We start from the raw sequence: 22,465 nt of genomic DNA on the forward strand, positions 1-22,465 counted from the left end.
TAATAGCATGTTATGGCTCTATGTGCTACTTAAATTACTTGACACCCCTTAAAAGAATCTGTTACATCTAACTTAATTAGTCGCGTCTAAGTGTAGGATGCAAAGACAAGATCAGGAGCCCCTGCACGGAATCGAATAGAACTTCAGGAGTTTCTTTAATGAAAGAAACCAGATTCTTTTTTCTAGTTATGTTTGTATCTTGCGTGTCAACGCTTGTTCAGCCGTCTGTCGCTTACCCCTGGAGCCTGGATCTCACAGGAAATTTCTCATGGACTCACGAGTTCTACAACCAAACCGGCCACAATGGCTTCTTTGGCCCGTATGATGTGGACAATGGGCTTACACCAGAAGGTTTTAAAACGAAAGTGGCCAATCTGAACTTCTGGAATGGCGGTCAGTTCGACACGAATCTGGTCACAGGATCTTCTTCAGGGTGGTCCTATTTCAATGTCTCATTTGATCCAAGAATAATCATAAATTCGGCTTTAAAGATGCAGGCCCGTTTTCGACTGGGAACGTACGGGGACCCCTGGAACACCAACTATAATACCTTTGACGCCCCAGGAGTTAAGAACGCTTTCAGCGACGCCCAGTTTACATTATTCTGGCTCACCGCTGTTACTCCTGTTGGAACGCTAACGGTGGGAAAGAGGCCATGGAAGTTCGGCATGGGCCTGCAGTATGACGGAGAGGACGCGGCTACAACAGAATCCGTTGCCCTGGTAGTTCCGTATGGACCATTCGATATTGGTATAGGATATTATCCTTACACTTTCGTCGGGACGTCTAGTATTCCGCAATATGGTTTATCCTTTGACCCTTATGATATACCAGTTTACAGATACAATGACGCTGTCTCCGCTCACAGGACCCAACAGCGTCAGTACTTCAGCAGAGCTGACGGAAGAGGATCGCTTTCGTCCGATTTCCTTGCTTTTCTAATTTATTCAAGCGGTCCGTTATCCGCGGGAATTGTCGGCTCGTACTCAGCATATCATATTGGACCTGAAGCCGTGCTCCTAAATGGAAATGTTTCGGAAGATAGTAACGACGTTATCAATAGAAACGCATCTGTAGATTCCAATTTCTCACATGGCTCCATATATACAAAATACAACAACGGGCGCATTTTCGCTAACGCTGAGGCCGCATGGCTTTACTGGACTGACAGATGGCGCTCGGCCCCAAATGCGAGAATTGCCCCGCCGCCCCCATTAGAAGAAAATCGTTGGCCAATGACCCAGCAGATCGAGCAGTGGAAATACGCAATAGAAGTGGGAGCAATCTCCGGTCCCGCAAAGTTGAGCCTTCTGAACGCCTGGTCTCCCGGCCTTGACCGAAGAAACGGAACGCTAATTTGGAAACAGTCCGGAGCTTTCGGCGGGCACCCCAGTTATGATCGTCTCTTGGGCAATTTCGACGTCTTCAGACCTTATTGTACTCTTTTCTGTTACAATTATGGCTCAGGATTGAACGCTTACAACATGTCGTGGGATGGCTATCTTCGGGATGCAAGTGTACTCGCAGCTCGGCTAGACTATGCCGTCGCTACCAACTTGAATATATACGGAACGTTCTTTTACGCGACTAGGACATCAAATGGCTATTCATGGGGTTGTATAGGGCCCAACCTGGAACCATTAGTGGATGATGATACAGATTATAATCATAGGACTTTCAGGAATTTTCCAAATACTCGTGATGGGAATCTTGATTTCAATTTCAACCGCTATCCCACTTCACCGAACATTCCGGATACCTCTTTAGGTTACGAAATTAATGCGGGCTTCGACTGGAAGCTTCTGGAAGGCATGATTTTCAGTGTTGTCATGGGCTACTGGCAGCCTGGGAAGTGGTTCAATTATGCGTGCATAGACCGTTCTGTGCCTGGATGGCAAAGTGGGGCGATAGGCAACAATTTTGGGGTTCGACCGGACAGGGTAATCGACCCGATCTACGGTGGACAGATTACCCTATCGGCGTCCTTCTAAATATTTGATCAAACAACTCTGTTCACGGAATTTGGGGATTTGAAAATGAAATTATGGCTGATTGTCACCAGGTTGTTTGTCACGTTGGTAGTTGTGGGGACCATTGCGTTGTCCGATATAAGCCCTTATAAGACAACGATTGCTGATGGTTTCTCACATATTTCGGGGGCCTGTCCGCCGATTCAAGCGGCCCGGTTAGATTATGTCACTCAAGGGATTTTTGTTGATAAAGTTGAGACTGAAAACAATTTTATTAAATTAGTCTCCGCTACTGACGAAGAAGACAGGGGAGATGATGAAGCCGATTATGATAACGATGACAAGAAGGATGATAAGGGCGGCAGTGGATGGGACCGTATATGGGATTCCAGCCAATTGGGCTGACAGCTCAAAGTTCGCTCTGAAGCCATTTTGGAGGAAGATAAAATTGAAACACATTCAGAGCATATTTTTGTTGTTAGTCGCAACAATGTTGGTTTTTGCCGCAACAGCCTTTGCCCATTTTGCCATGATAATTCCCTCTAATGATGTGGTAACCAAGGACGACAGCAAGGATATCGGACTGCTTCTGCAGTTTACCCATCCTTTTGAAGGCGGTCCCCTGATGCAGATGGAAAAACCTCAGAAATTCGGCGTGGTGACAGGTGAAAAGGTGACCGACCTGTTGGCTGCCTTGCGTGAAAAAAAGGTGGATGGCAGGTCAACCTGGGAGACCACGTTCAAGGTTACCAGACCGGCGGATTACATTTTTTTTCTGTTGCCCGCCCCTTACTGGGAACCCTCTGAGGACAAATACATAGTTCACGCTACGAAGGTTATTGTCGACGCTTTTGGCGCCGAAGAAGGGTGGGATAAACCTATCGCTAAAAGCGCAGGTTTGCCCGCTGAAATAGTCCCGCTGTCCAGACCATACAGCCTCTACTCAGGAAATCTTTTCACAGGCCGTGTTTTCAGAGACGGAAAACCTGCTCCTCATGTCGACGTAGAAGTCGAGTGGTGGGCGAAGGGAGCCGCACAGGCGCCTACGGATTCTCATGTTAGACAGGTTGTCAAGACAGACCCTAATGGAGTTTTCAACTTTGCCATGCCCAAAGCCGGTTGGTGGGGCTTTTCAGCGATAATGGAAGCGGATAAGCCTATCGAACGTGAAGGTAAGGACAAAAAGGTAGAAATTGGAGCGGTAATCTGGATCAAAGCTTACCCCATACAATAGCAACCGTGATCTGAAAGCAAACCATTTGTTTGGAACAATCTCCGGCAATATCTCTTTCAAGAAAATTTGTTTAGCGTCACACATCCTGGAATTGAGCGAATTTCATGATGGACACATTGTCTGCGCGTAAATTAATTTACGCATAATTATTATAGGTTAACCGATATAGCTTCAAATATTTGATAAAAATTACTCTAACACGCCTTTAAACTGCCTTATTTCAGATTTTAAACGATTAAAGTTTGTAGACAGCGCTGTTGGGATTGAATATATTCCATCCCGCGCACATAGGGGTTATGTGAATTCTATTTGTTCCTTCCAGTGAACTAAAATGACGCAACATTTTATAACAAGTCAAGTCGATTACGCATTTTTTGTTTCAGGCCTAGCGTTCATAATCCTGGCCGTGATTTGTGGGGTTTTGGCCCAGGCGGGAAGGGATAGACTTCCGTTCGTTTGGATGACTGTCTTTGCGGCGACACACGGCCTCAGCTCCTTATTGGAAACGCTGGCTCTGAGCGCCACTGACTTGTTCCTTTTCAAGGTCATACGTCTCGCTCTAATGGCAGGATCTTATATCGCCCTGTTCGAGTTTGGCCGCCTGAGTCGTCTGATCCAGACAAAGAATAATGAAATCGGTCCATGGATCTATTATCCCTTGATCTTTCTCTCCGCAATTGGCGCTCTGGAAGGTGTTAAGGGTGCGTTCGCCACGTGTGGGTATTTTCTGGGGATTTCCAGTTCCGTCCTTGCTTCAATGGTGTTGTGGCGGGAATCTAATGACAATTTATCAAAGGAAAGCAGGCAGTTAAAGATTGCAGCGGTTTCCATGTTAGTCTATGGCTTGGCCACCGGGTTGTTTCCTGCCGAATCGACTTTTTTCCCTGCTGCGTCACTCAACCAGGAATGGTTCTGGCGTACCTTCGGGTTTCCTGTTCAGTTGATCAGAGCCGCTTGCGCAGTGATCATGGCTGTGGGGATATGGCGCTTTTTCCTCCATCGTTGGGTTTCCACCCAGGACTTTTCTCTCGAACCAACCGAAACCTTAGGTGGGCGGTGGCTTGCGTTTTCATTGACATTGACGATTCTCGCCGGTTGGGGCGCTACAGGGTTGGTAGGCGCCAGGGCTGATCGAAATGAGCGGGAAAACCTTCTGGTTCAGGCCGGCATGGTAGCCGGCGGAGTCGCTTCAGATCAACTTGAGCGTCTGACTGGATCAGTCAGTGACCTGGACTCTTCGGATTACAAAGCTGTCCACGAACGATTTGAAATGATGAAAAAGGGTAATCCGCTTTGCCGTTTTCTTTATCTACTGGGATGGAAAGACGGATTGGTCGTTTTTCTTATGGACTCTGAACCAATAGGCTCTAAAGATTTTTCCCCGCCGGGCTACGTTTACGATGACGCCCCGCCTGCAATAAAGAAAATATTTGAAACTGGAAAAGAGATAACCGACGGGCCGTACACGGACAAATGGGGATCGTGGATAAGCGCTTTCGTCCCACTATCTGGTCCAAATACGGACGGCAAGGTTATGGCTGTCCTGGGAATAGATGTCAGCAGCTCTTTGTGGGCTAAGAGCATAGCTACAAGCAGACTCTTGCCGATATTGTTTACCTTGATTACGGTAATGCTTATCATCGGTTTTTTTGCGATTGAACTCAAGCATAAGGAATCTGAACTCGAAATTAGGGCCTCTGAGGCCAGATTAAGGATAGTGTTCAATTCGGCCCATGACGCTCTAATCATTCAGGACGCCACAGGTAGGGTGATAAATTTCAACAGCATGATGCTCGATCTTTTTAACTATACCCCCGATCAAATAATGTCCACGACTATAGAGAGAGATCTCCCTGGTCCTGCGAGCCCGCTCGACACTATGCCGGAGGTCTGGCGGAAAACCCTGGATGGCGAGAATCAGATAATTGAATGGGAGGCCAGGCGATCGGATGGATCGTTTTTTCACGCTGAAGTAATTTTAAAAAAGTTTGAGGATGGAGCGACCAACCTGGTACTCACAAGTATCCGCGATATCTCTGAGAGGAAGAGTTCTGAAGAAGCCTTACGAAAGGCAAACTCCGAAGTCGAGGAAACCAACCAAAGGCTTAGATCATCCATCAAGGAAGCCCAAAAGCTGACAGTTGAGGCGCAGGCGGCGAACATCGCCAAGAGTCAGTTCCTGGCCAACGTCAGCCACGAAATAAGAACCCCGCTGAACGGGGTAATAGGAATGACCGAACTATTGCTCGACACCAAGCTTGATGAAAAGCAGAAGGAATACTCCGATATCATCAAGATCGGTGGAGACTCTCTGTTGACTTTGATAAACGACATCCTCGATTTTTCCAAGATCGAAGCAGGAAAACTTGCTTTAGAAAACATAGATTTTGACCTAAGGGCCACACTGGAGGACATATCGGATCTGCTGGCCATGAGGGCCCAGGAAAAGGATCTGGAACTGGTCTGTCTGATCGATCCGGAAGTTCCTTCTTTTGTGATTGGGGATCCGGGAAGACTTCGGCAAATTCTAACAAACATAATTGGAAACGCCATAAAGTTCACCCCGCATGGGGAAGTATCCGTTAACGTGTTCGTATTGGGCGAGTTGGAGAGTAAAACGATATTGAAATTTACCGTGACTGACACGGGTATCGGTATCCCCGCGGATAAGGTGGAGCAACTCTTCGATCCATTCACCCAGATTGACTCATCAGACACGAGACAGTATGGAGGAACAGGCCTGGGGCTTTCAATCTCAAAGAACCTGGTTGAGCTGATGGGAGGAGAGATTGGTGTGGAGAGTGGAATAGATAATGGTTCTATTTTCTGGTTCACTGCCGTCCTGGAACAGCAGCCTTTCGCTCCCCCAAAACACGTAAGCCCGAGAGAGGAAATCTGTGGACGGAGAATTCTTGGGGTAGACGATAACGCTACCAATCGGAGACTCCTGGAAGCCTATCTGCAAACATGGGGTTGCGGTTTCGACCTGGTCGATGGCGGGCCGTCCGCGTTAATAAAGCTGCGCCACGCTTCTTTAACCGGTGATCCATACGAGATCGTCCTTCTGGATATGCAAATGCCGGGGATGGACGGGGAAACTCTTGGTGAAATTATCAAAGGGGACCCTGACCTGAGTGATCTGATATTGATCATGATGACGTCACTCAGCAGACGTGGTGATGCAAAGCGTCTGCAGGAGAAAGGTTTTGCGGGTTACCTCACCAAGCCGGTGCGGCAGGCGCAACTTTACGATTGTCTGGTGATGTCTCTTGGGCAGGCCTGTGGTCCAATTTCAGGAGAAAATAGACGGATCGTCACAAGGCATACAATAGCCGAGGCCAGGAGAAAGAGGCTTCGGGTTCTGGTGGTTGAAGACAATTATACAAATCAGAAACTGGCGTTGTCCGTCCTTGAAAAAATGGGCCACGACGCGCAGTGCGCCAATGACGGAGGCCAAGCCCTGGACATACTGAAAAAGGAGAAGTTCGATATCGTTCTAATGGATGTTCAGATGCCGATAATGGATGGTTTACAGGCAACAAGGATTATTCGTGAAAGTGTTGACGAGATTCTGGATCCTGATGCGCGCATAATAGCCATGACCGCCCACGCTATGAAAGGAGACAGAGAAAGATGTATAGAGGCTGGGATGAATGATTACATTTCCAAGCCGGTTCAAGCCAGAGACCTGGCCGAGATTCTCGAAAGATGGAGCGGTTCTAACGGTAATGGTAATGGCAAGAAAAAGAATCTAGCGCCCGATTCCCATCGTCCAAACGATCTGAATTCGATTTCATCTTCATACGGCATAACTGAAATGGCTCCGGATTCAGTTTAGAATGGATTAACCCATCTTGACCACAATGTCGCTGATAATGTTGGCCGCCTCATCCACCGTGTCGGCGCTTCTGTTAAAATGCCTGTAAATTTCGCGGTAACTAAGCATGAGCCTGACATTGTTCCCTGAAAAGAGTTGCTTGAGCGCATCCAGATAGGCGTCGTTCATTTCATTCTCTAATCGTTTCGCCCTTACAACGTATTCGACCGCGACATTGGGATTTTTTTTCAGGTGTTTGATAGCGTTTAAGAGTTCTTCAGCCCCTTTTAGCAATAATGCCGCCATCTTGAAAAGAAATTCATTACTTTGGACGTCAAAGACCTCCATTTCCTTGACAGCGTTGTATGCGTGGTCCAGGACGTCGTCAATGGCCCTTGAAAGCGTGAAAATGTCTTCACGGTCCATTGGTGTAATAAATGTCTGATTCAGCTCGTCAATGAGGATTCGACGAATATCGTCAGCTTCCTGTTCCAGTCTCAACAGCTCATCAGGCGGGCTGGCATTGTCCAGAAACCTTACAAGGGCCTGGCATCCCAAAACTGTTTTTTCACATTGAGACAGCAACAGCTCGTAAAAATCAGCTTCACGTTTTTTACCGAAGATTTTCCACAATGCCATTCGTCACCTCAATTGGTGGAAGCGAAGAAATGGATTAAGAGCCGGCAGAATCCGGCTCCAATGAGCATGGAAACAGGAAAGGTAAGCATCCAGGCGTAGGCGATCTGAGTGGCGGCGGACCATCTGACTCCGCTAGCCCTGCGGGAAGCTCCTACCCCAAGCACGGACGACCCTACTACTTGCGTAGCGCTCACGGGTCCCCCGAAAACCGAGGCGCCAAGTATTATCACTGCGGATGACAATTGGGCCGCAAACGCGTGAACCGGTTCCATCTTGCAGATTCCTCTTCCTACTGTTTTGACTATGCGCCACCCGCCGGCCAACAGGCCCAGAGCCAAGGCCGCTGCGCAACTGTAAAGAGCCCAATCCGGTATGGGCAAATCGCCTTCCACCTGATGAGCGCTCGCGGAAAGGACTATAGCAATGACCCCCATGGATTTCTGGGCGTCGTTTGAACCATGGCCTGCGGCGAGGAGCGCCATTACCGGCCTTTGAAGAACAGCGAAAGAACGGCCGATTCGCCTGGGAGCGCCGGAGAACAGGCGCCTAATAACTGAAAAAAGGAAATAACCGAGAAAAACCCCAAGGATCGGTGACACCATGAGAGGGAGCAGAACACTGCGAATAACCTTATCGACCATAATCGACTGAACGCCTATACCGACGGCGCCTGCCCCCACTAACCCGCCAATCAACGCATGGGAACCACTTGACGGCAGACCGAAATACCAGGTAGGCAACTTCCAGGACATGGCGCCGGCCATTGCGCTGGATACAACAATATATAGGACGTGAGGTTGAATCTCCTCAACCATGTCAGGCCGAAGAACGCAGGAAGACATGGTCCTTGCCACAGCGGTCCCAAGTAATACCGGCCCGATGAACTCCGCGATGGCGGCGTAAAATAGGGCTCTCCACGGGTTCATGGCCCGTGAACAGATTGTGGCGGCCACTACATTGCCGCCGTCATGAAATCCGTTTACGAAAGCGAAACATAGTGTGAGGGCTATGGCGATGTCGAAGAAAGGATCAGTCAAGATAACCTCAAGCGTGGCTTAGAGGGAGATGATAGTAGACAATCATTATGGTTCAGGTCAACAAATTGATCTAATCGCTGCGCAAGAACGAGTTTGCATTCGGCTCTGTTTATGAACTATTTAGATTAATGCATTAACCGCGCCAACATTTCTATGGAAATTCAAACAGGATTTATTGATTCAATTACGGGAAAATACGTTCAATTTGATGGAGCGTAGGCAGGATATATTGTTAGTGGTGTAAAGTTTACCTAAACATAATGTCAGCCATGTTTACAATTCCGATCGTTGTCGACTCTCCTCTGGAATAAGAATTCTAAACGCAGTTGTTCCACAACCAGCTTGAACCTGTCTATTGTAAGTTTTCCTCTTCAGTCTGGAGATTTGAATCCACTTGGTTATTAATCTTGGCGTCGCAATCAGAAGCGAAGAGTTGGTGGAATTTGCTCTTGGCCGATCGAGAGCAACTCCTGAAGAGACAAATATATTTTGAGAGTAGATTTTCTCCGTTTTTCGTAAGTTTGGATCCGCTGGGTCCAGTTTCTACCAGCTTATATCCACATTGCTTTTCGGCCTCTCTAATTTTGGCCCAAACATTACGATATGGCTGGTCAAGTTCACGAGCCGCGGCGCTAATGGAGCCCAACCTGCGAATTGCGAGCAGAATTTTGACCTTGCCCATTCCAATTACAGGTTTTCCCTCGTCGTTTTCGAGCCAAATCTTGTAGCGAAGTCTGAAATCCATTCAGAACCAACCGATTTATTAGAATCACATCTTCAAAGAACGGGTCACATTGAAAAAAGACCGAGATTAAATCTGATTCGGTGAAAAGACAACCCTGAGGAAAATTCCTCAGGGTTGCGGTCATAAAAAATGAGAAAACCTATTTGCCGGCGGCGAACTCGTAATACTTCTTGGGGTCGCCCTTGACTACGTAGATCACCCGGACGTCGTCAGCATTCAAAGCCGCAGCTTTGGGGTAGATCTTTTTCAGTTCTTCCGCCCTCTTTTTGGCCATATCAACGATCTTGTCACGTTCCCCGAAAACCATGGCGCCCGTTGGACAGGCTTTTACACATGCGGGAATCTGGTTGTTAGTGATTCTGTCGAAACACATTACGCACTTGAAAAGCTGCTTTGTTTTGGGATCCTGGCGAGGAATGTTATAAGGACATCCCTCGAGAGTAGCCTTGAAGTCCAGGTCCTTTGTTTTTGGGGTGAACAGGACAGCTCCTGTCTTTTCGTCCTGGATAATTTCACCGTTTTCAGCCGCCGCCATGCAACCTGGAGACAAGCAGTGTCTGCATTGATCGGAAAAAAAGTTCCAGTAAACTTTGCCATCGCCGTTGGTTCCATCTGCCATTCTAACCAATTTCCAGGTCACAGCCGACAGATCTTGCGGGTTTTGGTAGCTGCCCCAGTTCTTCGTTTGCGTGGCCGGCAACTGATTCCACTGCTTACACGCTATCTGACAACCTCTGCACGCGGTGCATTTGGAGGTGTCTACGAGTATCGAGAATCCTTTGGACATTTTTTACACCCCCTCATACTTTCGTGACATTGACCATGAAGCCCTTGTATTCCGGGCACATGGTGTTAGCGTCTCCTACGGATGGAGTAAGGAGATTTGTTGCGTTGTTTCTACTCGACCTAGGAATCAGCCAGCCGAAGGAATAAGGCATTGCTACCTGATGAACCACTTTACCGGTTATCTTGAATGGACGTATGCGCGGGGTCACCATGGCCACACACTCCACTTCTCCCCTGATGGACGCCACCTTAACTCTATCGCCGTTCTTGACGCCGATCTCCTTGGCGAGTTGCGGACTCATTTCGACATAGAGTTCGGGCTGGGCCTCCAGCAACCATGGTTGCCAGCGTGTAAATGACCCTGAACACCAGTGCTCAGCGATGCCGTTCGTGCTGCACACAAACGGAAATCTGGGATCCGCCGATGCAAACTTGTCCATGTCACTCTTGAAGAACTTTATCGCTGGATTATTCATTTGTTGGGACATCGGGTTCTTTTTTAACGGGCTTTCCACTGGTTCATACTGCTCTGGAAACGGCCCGTCCACCAGTCCTGGACCATACAGGAAAGCTCGTCCGTCCGGTTTCATGATAAATGGCAGTTTCCCCTTTTCCTTGTCACTCATGGGAGGCCAAGGTCCATCAGGAACGTCCCCGACCCATTTACCGCCTTCCCACTTCAAGATCGCTCGTTTGGGGTTCCACGGGACACCGGCCGGATCACAGGAGGCTCTGTTGTAAATGATTCTACGATTGACCGGCCAGCACCAGGCCCAGTTGGAGTACATCCCAAGTCCTGTGGGATCCTCTTTTCCTCGACGGGCCATCATGTTGCCGGCGTTTGTATAGCTTGCGCAGTAGAGCCAGTTACCGCAGGATGTGCTCCCGTCGGCCTGTAGCAATGCAAAACCGGGCACAAGATCGCCCTTTTTGAAATTGAGATCTTTACCCGAAGGATCTTTAAGCGTCACGTCCTTCAGGAAATAACCGTTGATAGCTTTAGCTACCTTATGCGAGTCATATCGGTTTTTGTCATCAACATAATCCCACTGGAGATTCACAATCGGCTCAGGGCATTTCCCTCCTTCTTTTTGATAGAGTTCCTTGAGCTTAAGAACTATCCTGGCAACCATGTCTCCATCAGAAATGGCGTCTCCAGGGGGTTCAACCGCCTTGTAACGCCATTGGGCAAGCCTGCCGCTATTTGAGAGACTACCTTCTTTTTCCACTGAACATGCGGCCGGTAACAGAAATACCTCTGTTTTGATTTTCTTGGGATCTAAACCGGGGCCATGCCAAAAGGACGCTGTTTCATTATTGAAAATGTTTGTATGCACCAGCCAGTCCAGATTCGAAAGCGCTTTCACGACTTTATTCACGTTGGGATGGCTCCCCGCAGGATTTTGGCTGAATACGAAGAAACCTTTGATTTTTCCGTGATACATGGCATCGCACATGTCGAACCACGAATATGTGGCCCCGTCGTCACACTTCGGCAACCATGAGTAACCGAAATCATTCTCTTTCGAGCCCTTGTCTCCATAGTAGGATTTGAGAAGACTGACTGTGTACTTGGGAGTGTTCTGCCACCAATTCGCGGATTGAGGCTCTGCCGTGGTCGGAGTATTGGCCTTGAGGTACGACTCCAGACTCTGTTGCGAAGTTCGAGGGACTTTCAGGTAGCCGGGTATCAAGTGGAAAAGCAAGCAACCATCAGTCGAGCCTTGAACATTGGGCTGACCACGAAGGGCGTTGATTCCGCCACCTGCAATTCCAATATTACCGAGCAGCAACTGAATGATGGCGCTGGCCCGGATATTTTGTGTCCCAAAGGTGTGGTGTGTCCACCCTAACGCGTAAAGCACCGTGCCGGCTTTGTCCTTCACCCCTGTCGAAGAGAATGTCTCGTATACCTTGAGAAGATCGGCCACCGGCGTCCCGGTTATCTCAGAAACCTTTTCAACAGGGTATCGGGAGTAATGTTTTTTTAACAACTGGAATACACAGCGCGGATTCTTCAGAGTGGGGTCCATTTCCGGGACACCCTTGTCGTTACGTTTGAATGCCCATTGGGAAGCGTCGTATTTTTTGGTCTCGGGGTTATAACCCGAGAACAGGCCATCTTTAAAATCGAACTTTTCTCCGACAATGTACGACGCGTTGGTGTAGTTTACAACGTAATCATTGAAATACTTATTCTTTCCAATGATGTAATTGATCATGCCCCCCAGGAAGGCGATGTCGGTTCCTGATCTAAGAGGAGCATAGATGTCGGCGACCGCGGAAGTACGAGTAAAACGAGGATCTACAGAAATAATCTTGGCCCCGGCCTCTTTTGCCCTCATTACCCACTTCATGGAGATAGGGTGGTTTTCAGCAGCGTTGCTGCCCATTATCAGAAGGCAGTCACTGTTTTTAAGATCTATCCAATGATTGGTCATTGCGCCACGCCCGAACGACTCTCCCAGAGCCGCAACTGTCGGGCTGTGTCAAACCCGCGCCTGGTGGTCCAGATAGACTATACCCAGGTTTCTCATCAATGCGTTAAGAGTATGGCATTCCTCATTGTCTATGTTCGAGCTTCCCAGATGAGCGATAGTTTCGACACGGTTGACTATCTGTCCTTTGCTGTTTTTTTCCATGAAATCAGCGTCGCGTGTGGCCTTCGCTCTCTTGGCGATCTCCGTGATGGCCCAATCCCAGGGTTTTTCTTCCCATTTGTCACTGAATGGCGCGCGATATAGCACCTTGGTCAAACGACTAGGGTTATTGGCTGTTGTCTGGTAAAGCGCTGACCCTTTGGCGCAAAGCGCTCCTTCGTTGATGGGATGGTCCGGGTCCCCCTCAATGTTGATGATTTTTCCGGCTGCGGTGTCTGTGCTCACGATAAGACCACAAGATACTGAGCAGTAAGGACATATGGTTGTGGTATTTTTCGCGGTCTTCATTTTGTCGATTTTGAGTTCTTCAGCATAAGCTTTGACCGGCCCCAGATCGAGCCCGAGGGAAGACAAAGCCGCCCCGGCTCCAACTGCGCCGGAAAGCAAAATGAACTGACGACGAGTCAAATCCATAGGAACCTCCTTTCCGGATTCGTGGTTCGCCTCGGATAGATTCCGACGTAAACCTGTAGATGGTGATTTTGTGAGGTAAATTGGTTTACTATGCGTCTCGCCTGAACAATATGTCCAAGCAGACATAACCATTATGTCATATTTAGCAGGACTAATGAGATGTGGTCAACAACGAGTCCGTATCTGCGATGCAACTTGCTTATTACATTAGATAAAAATATGGAAATTGGTGAAGAATGCTATGACTGGATTCGCATAGGTTCAACTCAAAAGCAGGAACAAAAGAGCAAATGTCAGCGTAAGGAGGTAACCGACTGTTGCGCTTCTAAAACAGGAGGCTGGAACTTAAAGTGTTTTGAAGATAGGGCTCCGGTAGGAGGGCAGGGCTGTTTCCCTGGAGTGTGGGGAAAAGCTCGGAACGCTCTTCTATTAAAGATGAATCAAGTTTACCGGAAAACGCTATTTGACCACCTCTGACAACAATTACACTTTCAGCGATTAACAATATCTCGTCAATTGAATGGCTGACATAGAGCGCCGGAATCATGGATTCCGTCTGCATTTTTGAAACGAAAGGCAAAATCTCCGCCTTTAGTTGTCCATCCAGTGACGAAAGCGGCTCATCCATAAGCAGGAGGGAAGGACTCGTCAGAAGAGCCCGGCCTATAGCCACCCGCTGCTTCTCCCCGCCGGACAGTTTGGCCGGCCGTCTATTGAGAAGCGCGCCCAGGTCCAGAAGGTCAATTACTTTATCAAAGCTAAGTCTTCGATCTTTCCTGGGAACCAATTTCATGCCGTAAGTCAGGTTGGATTTGACAGATAGATGAGGGAAAAGACGGCCATCCTGAAAAATATAACCGAGTCGCCTTTTATTGGGAGCGACATTAATCTTTTTTTTCGAATCAAAGATCGTTTCATTGTCCAAAGAAATTCGGCCTTCATCAGGCTCAAGCAGTCCGGCGACCATGTTAATGACAGATGTTTTTCCGGCCCCGGAAGGCCCGAAGATTGCGGTGATGCCCGAATCTCCCGTAGAGAATGCGACGTTAACTGTAAATGCGCCCAATTTTTTTCGGACATTTACTTCAAGCACCGTTTAGCCTCGAATCCTATTCAAAACGTATCTGGAGCTGAATTCCGACAGCATCAACGCCACAAACGCCACAATCACGGAAATTGCGCATAAACGCATTGCTCCGGCTTCGCCGTCCGGGACCTGTGTCAGCGTATATAGCGCTAAAGGCAAGGTCCGAGTTTGTCCCGGAATGTTTGAGACAAAGGTTATTGTCGCTCCAAATTCGCTAAGGCTACGGGCAAACGCTAGAATAACGCCGGTAATGATCCCCGGCATAATCAAAGGCACGGTTACTGTGAAAAATACCCGGATCGGCCCAGCTCCCAAAGTTTTGGCGGCCGCTTCCAATCCTTCATCCACCTGTTCAATGGAAAGGCGAATCGCTCTTACCAGGAGAGGAAACGCCACAACAGCGGACGCTACGGCGGCCCCTTTCCAGTTGAAGATGAAGCTGATTCCGAGGTTCTTGTATATCCATGCGCCGATGACGCCATTTCGGCCAAGAAGAACCAGCAATAGATAGCCAATTACAACAGGAGGCAACACAAGAGGCAGATGCGTCAATCCATCGAGAAGGGTCTTGCCGACAAACCTCTTTCTGGCGAGGATCCAGGCGATAAATATTCCCGGCGGAAGGATGGCTATGACCGCCCATGTTGATATCCACAGGCTCAGCCTGAGCGCCTCCTGTTCCAGTGGCGTCAATGAGTACCATTCAGTCACTTGACGCTAAAACCGTATTTCTTAAAAATCGCCTTTGCTTCCACTCCCTTGAGGAACTCAAAGAATTTCTTGGCGTCCTGGCTCTCGTGGGCCTTAATCAAGGCTATCGGATAGATTACAGGAGGATAGCTGTCTGAAGGAAAGGCTCCGACGATCTTTACCTTCTTGCTAATAGCGGCGTCAGTAGAGTATACGGCTCCCAAAGGGGCCTCGGCTCTTTCGACAAGAGCTAGAGCGCCACGAACATCGCTCGCTCGAGCGAGTCTCGGCTCAATCTCTTTCCATATCCCGAGCTTTTCAAACGCGGCTTTAGCGTATTTACCAACTGGAACGTGGTCCGGGTCTCCTGTCGCAAGCCGTCCGGAGCCCAACTCAGCCATCAATTGGGACTTGATATTATCTATCTTCACTATTTTACTGGAAACAGGAGCAATCAGCACCAATGTGTTACCTAGAAGATTGTATCGGGTTGCAGGGTTGATCAAGTCTTTCTTTGCCAGGTAATTCATCCAGTCCTCGTCCGCGGAAATAAAAATGGACGCAGGCGCTCCCTGTTCGATCTGCTTGGCTAGAGTGGAGGATGAAGCGAATGAGGACACCACGTCGACCCCAAACTGTTTCTTAAACACGGCGGCGATATCATTAATAGCGTTAGTAGTGGACGCCGCGGCAAAAATGGTGACATGTCCAGTTTCGGCGGCAAAGCAATTGGCGCCCGAAACAAGAGCGACGCCAACTAACAATAGAACTGACAAAATAGGGATTAGAAAACCTTTTCTTTTCATCATAGTCCTTTCAAAGCGCAGTTGATTACTGGGCGGGAACAGGTTTACTAGACGGGTTGGAAGTTTGTTTGATCAGGGTTTCCAGCCAGACACAGGCGGCCTGAGCCATTGAAATGCGATACTCAAGAGCTTCCTGGACGATTCTGGTTGATGCCCCGGACCTGACTTCAATCAAATGGGACCGCTTGGATTTACATACTTCGAGTTGTTCGGACAGAAGAACCATTTCTATGTCTTCAGATCTGAGTCGAGCGAAAAAAAGCTTGATAAGGAACTCAATTCTGAGATCCCTGAGATTCGAGACAGGCGCGGCTAGCCACTGATGGAGTTCATTTCTTCCATACTCGGTGAGTCTGAACACCTTTTTCGAAGGGAGGTTAGACTGTTCGACACGTTCGTGAGCTGTCAGGCCTTCATGCTCGAGTTTCGACAGTAACGCATAGATTTGGCTGCGGCCAAGCCAACAGATTCCGGACAAATTTTCCTGAAGGAATGCTACCAACCTGTAGCCATGAGAATCCTCAAGGTCCAGAGCGCCCATGACAGCGAATTCCGCAGGGTTTCTGGACGAAACGGTATGTAGTTTCATTGCTTGACTAGTCATAGTGTGAGTAATATGCCTAGATTCGTTTTGCGTGTCAAGAAAATAGGCCCAAATCAGGCCAAAGACCGCGAACTAGGCTGCCTGCGCCATGTTTGAATTCATTTGAATCACTTTCGTCCCGATTGGGCTCAAAATTCTCAGAAGGGTACCTCAAAAATCCTCACTTCTTCAGGACATACTCAGAAAGAGTTGGTTTGATATCCGTAACTTTTTGAAAAGACGGCTCAAATTATGCCAGAAACTAAGGGTTCTGTAAAATATCTGGTTGCCGGGGTAATTAATAGAGGCTCTCAGAATGCGGAGCCATTATGAATGAACCTGAAAATTTTTTTGAGGCCATTGACATGTAGAGAACATGTCACAATTGATTAGTACACGTAACAAAACTGCCCGGTTTTTTTCGTGTGCATCGAGAGGTTGGGTCGGTAGACGATCCCGCCTCTCCCTTATTTCCGGTTTTATTAATTGGCTTCCTTACTAATATGAGCCCCAAACAAATTAAATTTCCGGCAATCAAAACCGGTGGTATAATATTAAGACACAATGCTATAATACTATTGTATATTTGATCGAGGAGGTTGCGTTTATACATGACAAAAGATGAGAATCCCAAAAGTAATCTCACCGGTCTACGATCTCTGGCCGAAGCTGCCCTTCTCGGAAAATCTGGAGAGGGAATCCCCGATTTACCAGCTCTGACCAAAGAGGAAATGCAAAAACTCATTCATGAGTTGTGGGTCCACCAGATTGAGTTGGAAATGCAGAATGAGGAACTCCAGCGGGCTCAAGAGGAAGCAGAGCGGTCCAGAGAAAGGTATTTGGATTTATTTGACTATGCGCCGGTTGGATATTTCACCTTGGACAAGAATGCTGTTATTTTGGAAGCTAACCTCACAGGAGCGAGCCTACTTGGAATTGAGAGAAAATCCCTAATTAATAAGCCCCTGACGAGTTTTATTCATAAGGATGACCAGGACACCTTCTATTTGCATCGTAAGCAGGTCTTGCAAACCGAGACCCAGCACATTAGCGAAATCAAATTGGTAAAATCGCATGGCGGTTGGTTCCACGCTCAATTGCATAGCGTAAGAATAGCGGATACTAAAGGCGGACCCGGCCAATGGCGAACAGCCATAACGGACATCACCGACCGCAAGCTCGCGGAGGATGCGGTACAGAGAGCCTACGATGAACTGGAACTTAGAGTAAAAGAACGCACATCCGATTTATTGCAGGCCAATTCAGCGCTTGAACTGGAAATTGTCGAGCGCCACGAGGCGGAAAGCGGTCTTAAGCAAAGTGAACTGAGGCTGAATCTCGTATTGAGCGGAGCGGGCCTGGGGTCGTGGGACTACAACCTTGAGACAGGTGAGACCATTTGCGACCAGCGTTTGGCCGAAATGCTAGGATTCACTCTGGATGAGATTCAGTCACATCTCCCTTGGTGGGAGAATCTAACTCATCCAGACGATTGGTCTCGGGTCATGGAGACTCTCAATGCCCATTTGGAAGGCCGTATACCTTTATACGAGGCCGAATTTCGGGTCAGGCAAAGGCTCGGCGACTGGAAGTGGGTGTTGGCCCGTGGTTCAGTCGTCGAACGGGGTAAAGACGGCAAACCCTTGCGGGTAGCGGGAACGTATCTCGATATTACCGAACGGAAGCGGGATGAGGAAGCTTTGCGTAGCAGTGAAGAGCGTTTCAGGGCAATATTTGACGGCGCCCAGGACATGATTTTCATTATGAATAGTAATTTTGAATACACACAAGTGAACGCAGCGATGGCCAAAATGGTTGAACTTGACACGTCCGAAATCATTGGACGCAAACCCAAGGACATCTATGGCGAGGCAGTTGGGCGCCAGCTTCGACTGCTGGATCTCCGCGTACTCGCCGGAGATGCCATCGAAAGAGAACACACTGTCCGCAGAAAGGGCGTCTCGTTCACCCTGAATACGGTCCTCAGACCTCTTCATGACGCTCATGGTAAAACTATCGGCGTATTCGGGATTTCTCGTGATGTGACGGAGCGCTCGAGGGTATTGCCAACTCCAAAAGCATCTTTTGAAAGCTACCCCTCGGAGGCCATGAGGGCGACGATGAGCGAGGCTCGCTCGGCAGCCGCCAGTGACGGCGCGGTTCTTCTTCAGGGGGAGATCGGGAGCGGGAAGGACTATTTAGCGCGGTGGATTCACGACCACTCGAAGCGTGCGCTTGGCCCTTACTTTTCGCTGAATTGCGCTGCCATATCAAGGGAATTAGCCGAATCAGAGCTTTTCGGACATGAGCGTGGCTCATTCACAGGGGCGCATAGGCGTAAACGAGGACTTCTGGAGTTGGCGGAAGGGGGCACTCTCCTACTCAACGAAATAGGGGAGCTTCCACTCTCGTTACAGTCCAAGCTTCTTACGTTTCTGGACACAAGGTCATTCCTTCGTGTCGGTGGTGAGAAACCCATTAATGTGAATGCTCGGATCATCTCGGCTACCAATAGGAGTCTTGATAACGAGGTTGAGGAAGGCCGATTCCTGTCCGCCCTTTTCTATAGAATTAACGTTTTCGGGATAACCGTGCCACCCCTTCGTAACAGGATCGAAGACATCCGCATACTCTCGGAAGAGATCATGTCGCGGCTAGCGGTGGAACTTCAACTAACTACTCTCCCGTATGTTGATCCGGCCTTCGCAATTGCGCTCACGAGGTATGATTGGCCGGGCAACGTCAGGGAGTTGCGGAACGCTCTCGAACGCGCGTTGATGCTATCCGACGGGCATAGCTTGAGCTTGACGCTCCCTTCCGGTAAAGGAAGCTCTGAGGACTGGTCTCACGTTTCCAGTTTCCCGTTGCAAGAACGCACGCTTCACGACGTGACCGACGAGGTGATCAAATCCCTTTGTTTAGAGGCGCTGCGACGCTGTGAAGGCAACAGAAGATGCGCAGCCCGTACGCTGGGTATAGCCCGAGATTCTCTGTATCGTCACATGAAGCGTTTTGGGATTACGAGCGAAAACCGTACCGCAGACCAGGATGATTGACCTACATTAAGACACCAGGCTAATTTCTAACCCCTTGATAAAACACACATCAGGCGTTTCGTGGTCCGTTGTTAGGGCACGTTCTTCTCGTTAAGCCTCTGTCGTAGACGCTTCATAACCCACTCCAAATTCTGTCGCTATTCCTAACTGTTTAATTAGTTTTGGTTTTTCAAGCATATGGTTCTGTGTAGGAAAATTGGCACGAAATGTGCTTCATATACGATAAGGGTTAAACTATCTCCATTCCGTCATACAAGAAGGATTGATAGAACATTGAAAGGCTCTAGAGCGCTTTTAATGTGTTTATCTAGTTTAAGATATAGGAATAATGAGGCGATCTAATCATCTGTTAGATCTCTTTTTTAAAAAGTCATATCAATTCTGACCCTCAACGCGGGTCGTAAACGTACTTATTTTGAAAAAGCAGAGACCCAGTTTATTCGCGAGAAACAGGTCCGATCAAAGTAATGATACCAGGTTCCGCATCTAATTCTAAAGGAGAGGCCGCAATGAAAAAAATATCGTATCTTTTAATTGCCTTTGTATCAATTCTAGCCTTAATGGCGCCTTCCGCGGTCGCCCAGGGCAGAGGCGGAGGCCATGGCGGCGGTGGCGGCGGAGGAGGCCCCGTATTTCATGGAGGCGGCGGTGGAGGAGCCGGGGTTAACAGAGGTGGCGCCAGAACAGGTGGGACAGGTCGGACTACGCCATCTGTGAGCCGGCCTTCAAACATGAGATCTGGCCCATCCAGTGTAAACCGATCATCAAACGTAAGGTCCGGGCCATCCAGCGTAAACAGGTCCTCAAACACCAGGTCTGGTCCATCCAGTGTAAACAGGTCCTCAAACGGCAGATCTGGCCCGTCCAGTGTAAACAGGTCCTCAAATGTAAGGTCTGGGCCATCCAGCGTAAACAGGTCCTCAAATGTAAGGTCTGGAAAGAAGCCGACCCAGAGTCAGTTACAGGAACATCTTAACCTGCCCAAGACCAATGTTGGTAGCGCAAAATCCGGGCTAGGCAAAGTTGGGGTTGCCGCCGCGGGGGCAGCGGCAGGCGCAATCGCCCTGGATCACTTTGCGGGAGGAAAATCCGGCGAGAGGATGACCGCAGGCCATCTGCCCATCAAGGGCGACCAGGCGAGCCAACGATTAAATCCTCAGACAACCCAGCAACTCCGAAATAACTACTCCACGAAGTACAACAACGTATTTAATAATAATTGGTCGAGGAACCACCCGTACCTCAACAACTATTACTGGCACAATCACATCTGGCCAAACCGACCCTGGGGGTATTGGTGGGGTCCCGCCACATGGATTGCGCTCAGTTCATGGGTCCCATGGGGCTGGGGAACGCCCCTGTACTATGACTATGGCTCCAATTTTTATTATGCGGATGATTACGTTTATCTCAATGGTCGACGTCTTGCCTCTGCGCCGGAGTATTATAACCAGGCTGTCCGGATAATAGACAAAGCGCCAAAAATCACGGATGACAAGGACCAATGGATGCCGTTAGGCGTTTTCGCTGTCACTCAGGAGGCTAACAAACCCTCTAACATGGTCCTTCAACTGGCTGTTAACAAGGATGGCGCCATACAGGGGACATACTTCAATAGCGAGGACAATACGGCCAAACCGATCAAAGGCATGGTTGATAAGGAATCTCAGAGAGCTGTCTGGACCTTTGCCGACAAGAATGAAAACGCCGTGATAATGGAGACGGGGATTTACAACCTTACCAAGGACGAAACAGGGGTTTTGGTTCATCTTGGTAAAGAACGTACGCAAGAATGGCTGTTGGTGAGGCTAAATGAGCCATCTGACAAACAAAAGAAAGAAGCGCCAAACGCTGCGCAATAGTGTGTTGGTAGGGTCGTTCTTGGATAGCTAACGAGCGAGCGAATATTTTGCAAAATAAACACAAACGGAGAGAGAAACATGAAACGTCAATTGTTGAGAAATTCGTCAGTACTGTTTGTTGTGATAGTTTTTTCTCTGATGGCCGGGGTTGCTCTGGCTGAGAAGAAACATTGGTTTGTGGTCAAGGACAAGGGTGGAACGTGCAGGGTGATCGAAGCTGACACCGTTGCGGGTCCATTTAAAACCATGGAACAGGCGGAAAAAAGAAAGGCAAGGGACTGTGCAAAGGGCGCAGGGCAACCCACAGAACAGGTTCGTCCTCAAAGGGAGCAACGTGAGCGTATGCGCCCTGATCGCGAGCAGGCCGAGCCGATGCGACGTCAACACATGCAGCGGGAAGAGCTTCAGCAAGAACACCTGAAGCAACAGCAAACGCCGCGACAACAACAAATGCAGGAGCCTCAGCAGCAACAGCAGATTGAAAAGATGAAAGAAAAGACCCAGGAAAAAATGGAAGGGGCCAAGCCTCAAGAAGAAAAGGTCAAGGAAAAGGCTAAGGAACCCATTCCCTCAGACAAGAAGAATTGATTGGGCATTGAGAAACTCGCTTGGCTGATTTCTCCGCGATACTCCTGGTAGAGGTAGGGCTCAGCACGCAATGATAGAGCAGTATCAGAAGGCTCACTCTGGCGACTGTAGAACAAAAAATTGAGAGAAGCCCCATTCATAAGAAGCGTTTGCACCTTCGTTTGGTTTCTGACCCGGGAACAGAAAAACCCCGGCGAATTAAATCCGCAGCGACAAGGAGGATCCATGAACTAAGAGAAACATCGGGCAAATTCACCGACGACGAATTGGAAGTCTTGCACGGAACACGTGAACAATTCGTAGGGAAGCTCCAAGAGAAATACGGGCTGAAGCGTGAGGAAGCGGAGAAGGAACTGGATGAGCGTCTGAGCAAATGGTAGCCCCATTTATCCAGACGCTAACAACGTTAGTATTGACTCATTGAAAAAGGAGATTGTTATGAAAAAGAACGGTTTTGGGTTGTATGCGGCAATAATTTGCATTCTACTTGC

At 48.6% G+C, this 22,465-nt stretch carries 17 protein-coding genes; 8 read left to right on the plus strand and 9 right to left on the minus strand.

Annotated features, from left to right (window positions below):
- Nucleotides 1-158: 158 nt before the first annotated feature.
- The 4 genes from WC647_17535 to WC647_17550 all read left to right on the plus strand — a co-directional run bounded on the left by WC647_17535 (nt 159) and on the right by WC647_17550 (nt 7,042).
- Nucleotides 159-1,991 carry a hypothetical protein gene (locus WC647_17535; GenBank protein ID MFA6224107.1) on the plus strand — a complete coding sequence of 611 codons (1,833 nt, stop codon included), beginning with the start codon at nt 159-161 and terminating at the stop codon, nt 1,989-1,991.
- Nucleotides 1,992-2,036: 45 nt separating this feature from the next.
- Nucleotides 2,037-2,375, plus strand: a complete 339-nt coding sequence (locus tag WC647_17540) for a hypothetical protein (protein ID MFA6224108.1) — start codon at nt 2,037-2,039, stop codon at nt 2,373-2,375.
- A 43-nt stretch (nt 2,376-2,418) separates the two neighbouring features.
- Nucleotides 2,419-3,204 carry a DUF4198 domain-containing protein gene (locus tag WC647_17545; GenBank protein ID MFA6224109.1) on the plus strand — a complete coding sequence of 262 codons (786 nt, stop codon included), beginning with the start codon at nt 2,419-2,421 and terminating at the stop codon, nt 3,202-3,204.
- Between the two features lie 331 nt (nt 3,205-3,535).
- On the plus strand, nt 3,536-7,042 hold the full coding sequence (locus tag WC647_17550) for a response regulator (GenBank protein MFA6224110.1): 3,507 nt from the start codon (nt 3,536-3,538) through the stop codon (nt 7,040-7,042).
- 6 nt (nt 7,043-7,048) lie between these two features.
- Here WC647_17550 and WC647_17555 read toward each other — a convergent pair whose 3' ends face one another.
- From WC647_17555 to WC647_17595, 9 genes are all read right to left on the minus strand, one after another.
- A complete protein-coding gene (locus WC647_17555) occupies nt 7,049-7,660 on the minus strand; it encodes a DUF47 family protein (GenBank protein MFA6224111.1) in 612 nt (203 codons plus the stop codon).
- An 8-nt stretch (nt 7,661-7,668) separates the two neighbouring features.
- On the minus strand, nt 7,669-8,697 hold the full coding sequence (locus WC647_17560) for an inorganic phosphate transporter (GenBank protein ID MFA6224112.1): 1,029 nt from the start codon (nt 8,695-8,697) through the stop codon (nt 7,669-7,671).
- 352 nt (nt 8,698-9,049) lie between these two features.
- Nucleotides 9,050-9,442: a LysR family transcriptional regulator gene (locus tag WC647_17565; protein ID MFA6224113.1), complete on the minus strand. Its 393-nt coding sequence runs from the start codon at nt 9,440-9,442 to the stop codon at nt 9,050-9,052.
- 139 nt (nt 9,443-9,581) lie between these two features.
- Nucleotides 9,582-10,229: a 4Fe-4S dicluster domain-containing protein gene (locus WC647_17570; protein MFA6224114.1), complete on the minus strand. Its 648-nt coding sequence runs from the start codon at nt 10,227-10,229 to the stop codon at nt 9,582-9,584.
- A gap of 13 nt (nt 10,230-10,242) precedes the next feature.
- Nucleotides 10,243-13,302: a formate dehydrogenase-N subunit alpha gene (gene fdnG, locus WC647_17575; GenBank protein ID MFA6224115.1), complete on the minus strand. Its 3,060-nt coding sequence runs from the start codon at nt 13,300-13,302 to the stop codon at nt 10,243-10,245.
- 325 nt (nt 13,303-13,627) lie between these two features.
- Nucleotides 13,628-14,395, minus strand: coding sequence for a molybdenum ABC transporter ATP-binding protein (gene modC / locus WC647_17580; GenBank protein MFA6224116.1), 768 nt, complete (start codon nt 14,393-14,395; stop codon nt 13,628-13,630).
- A gap of 3 nt (nt 14,396-14,398) precedes the next feature.
- The gene (gene modB, locus WC647_17585; GenBank protein ID MFA6224117.1) at nt 14,399-15,100 is read right to left on the minus strand and encodes a molybdate ABC transporter permease subunit; all 702 of its coding nucleotides are present in this window, start codon (nt 15,098-15,100) and stop codon (nt 14,399-14,401) included.
- The gene (modA, locus tag WC647_17590) at nt 15,097-15,888 is read right to left on the minus strand and encodes a molybdate ABC transporter substrate-binding protein (protein ID MFA6224118.1); all 792 of its coding nucleotides are present in this window, start codon (nt 15,886-15,888) and stop codon (nt 15,097-15,099) included. Before modA ends, modB begins: the two co-directional genes overlap by 4 nt.
- A 22-nt stretch (nt 15,889-15,910) precedes the next feature.
- Nucleotides 15,911-16,474, minus strand: a complete 564-nt coding sequence (locus tag WC647_17595; protein ID MFA6224119.1) for a helix-turn-helix transcriptional regulator — start codon at nt 16,472-16,474, stop codon at nt 15,911-15,913.
- 605 nt (nt 16,475-17,079) lie between these two features.
- On the opposite strand from WC647_17595, the gene WC647_17600 reads away from it, so the two are divergent.
- The 4 genes from WC647_17600 to WC647_17615 all read left to right on the plus strand — a co-directional run bounded on the left by WC647_17600 (nt 17,080) and on the right by WC647_17615 (nt 22,354).
- Nucleotides 17,080-19,524 carry a sigma 54-interacting transcriptional regulator gene (locus WC647_17600; GenBank protein ID MFA6224120.1) on the plus strand — a complete coding sequence of 815 codons (2,445 nt, stop codon included), beginning with the start codon at nt 17,080-17,082 and terminating at the stop codon, nt 19,522-19,524.
- Between the two features lie 509 nt (nt 19,525-20,033).
- Nucleotides 20,034-21,386, plus strand: a complete 1,353-nt coding sequence (locus tag WC647_17605) for a hypothetical protein (GenBank protein ID MFA6224121.1) — start codon at nt 20,034-20,036, stop codon at nt 21,384-21,386.
- A 78-nt stretch (nt 21,387-21,464) separates the two neighbouring features.
- The gene (locus WC647_17610) at nt 21,465-21,974 is read left to right on the plus strand and encodes a hypothetical protein (protein ID MFA6224122.1); all 510 of its coding nucleotides are present in this window, start codon (nt 21,465-21,467) and stop codon (nt 21,972-21,974) included.
- A 149-nt stretch (nt 21,975-22,123) separates the two neighbouring features.
- Nucleotides 22,124-22,354: a hypothetical protein gene (locus WC647_17615; protein MFA6224123.1), complete on the plus strand. Its 231-nt coding sequence runs from the start codon at nt 22,124-22,126 to the stop codon at nt 22,352-22,354.
- Nucleotides 22,355-22,465 lie beyond the last annotated feature (111 nt).

Source organism: Desulfomonilaceae bacterium (assembly GCA_041662605.1).
GTDB lineage: Bacteria > Desulfobacterota > Desulfomonilia > Desulfomonilales > Desulfomonilaceae > CAJBEZ01.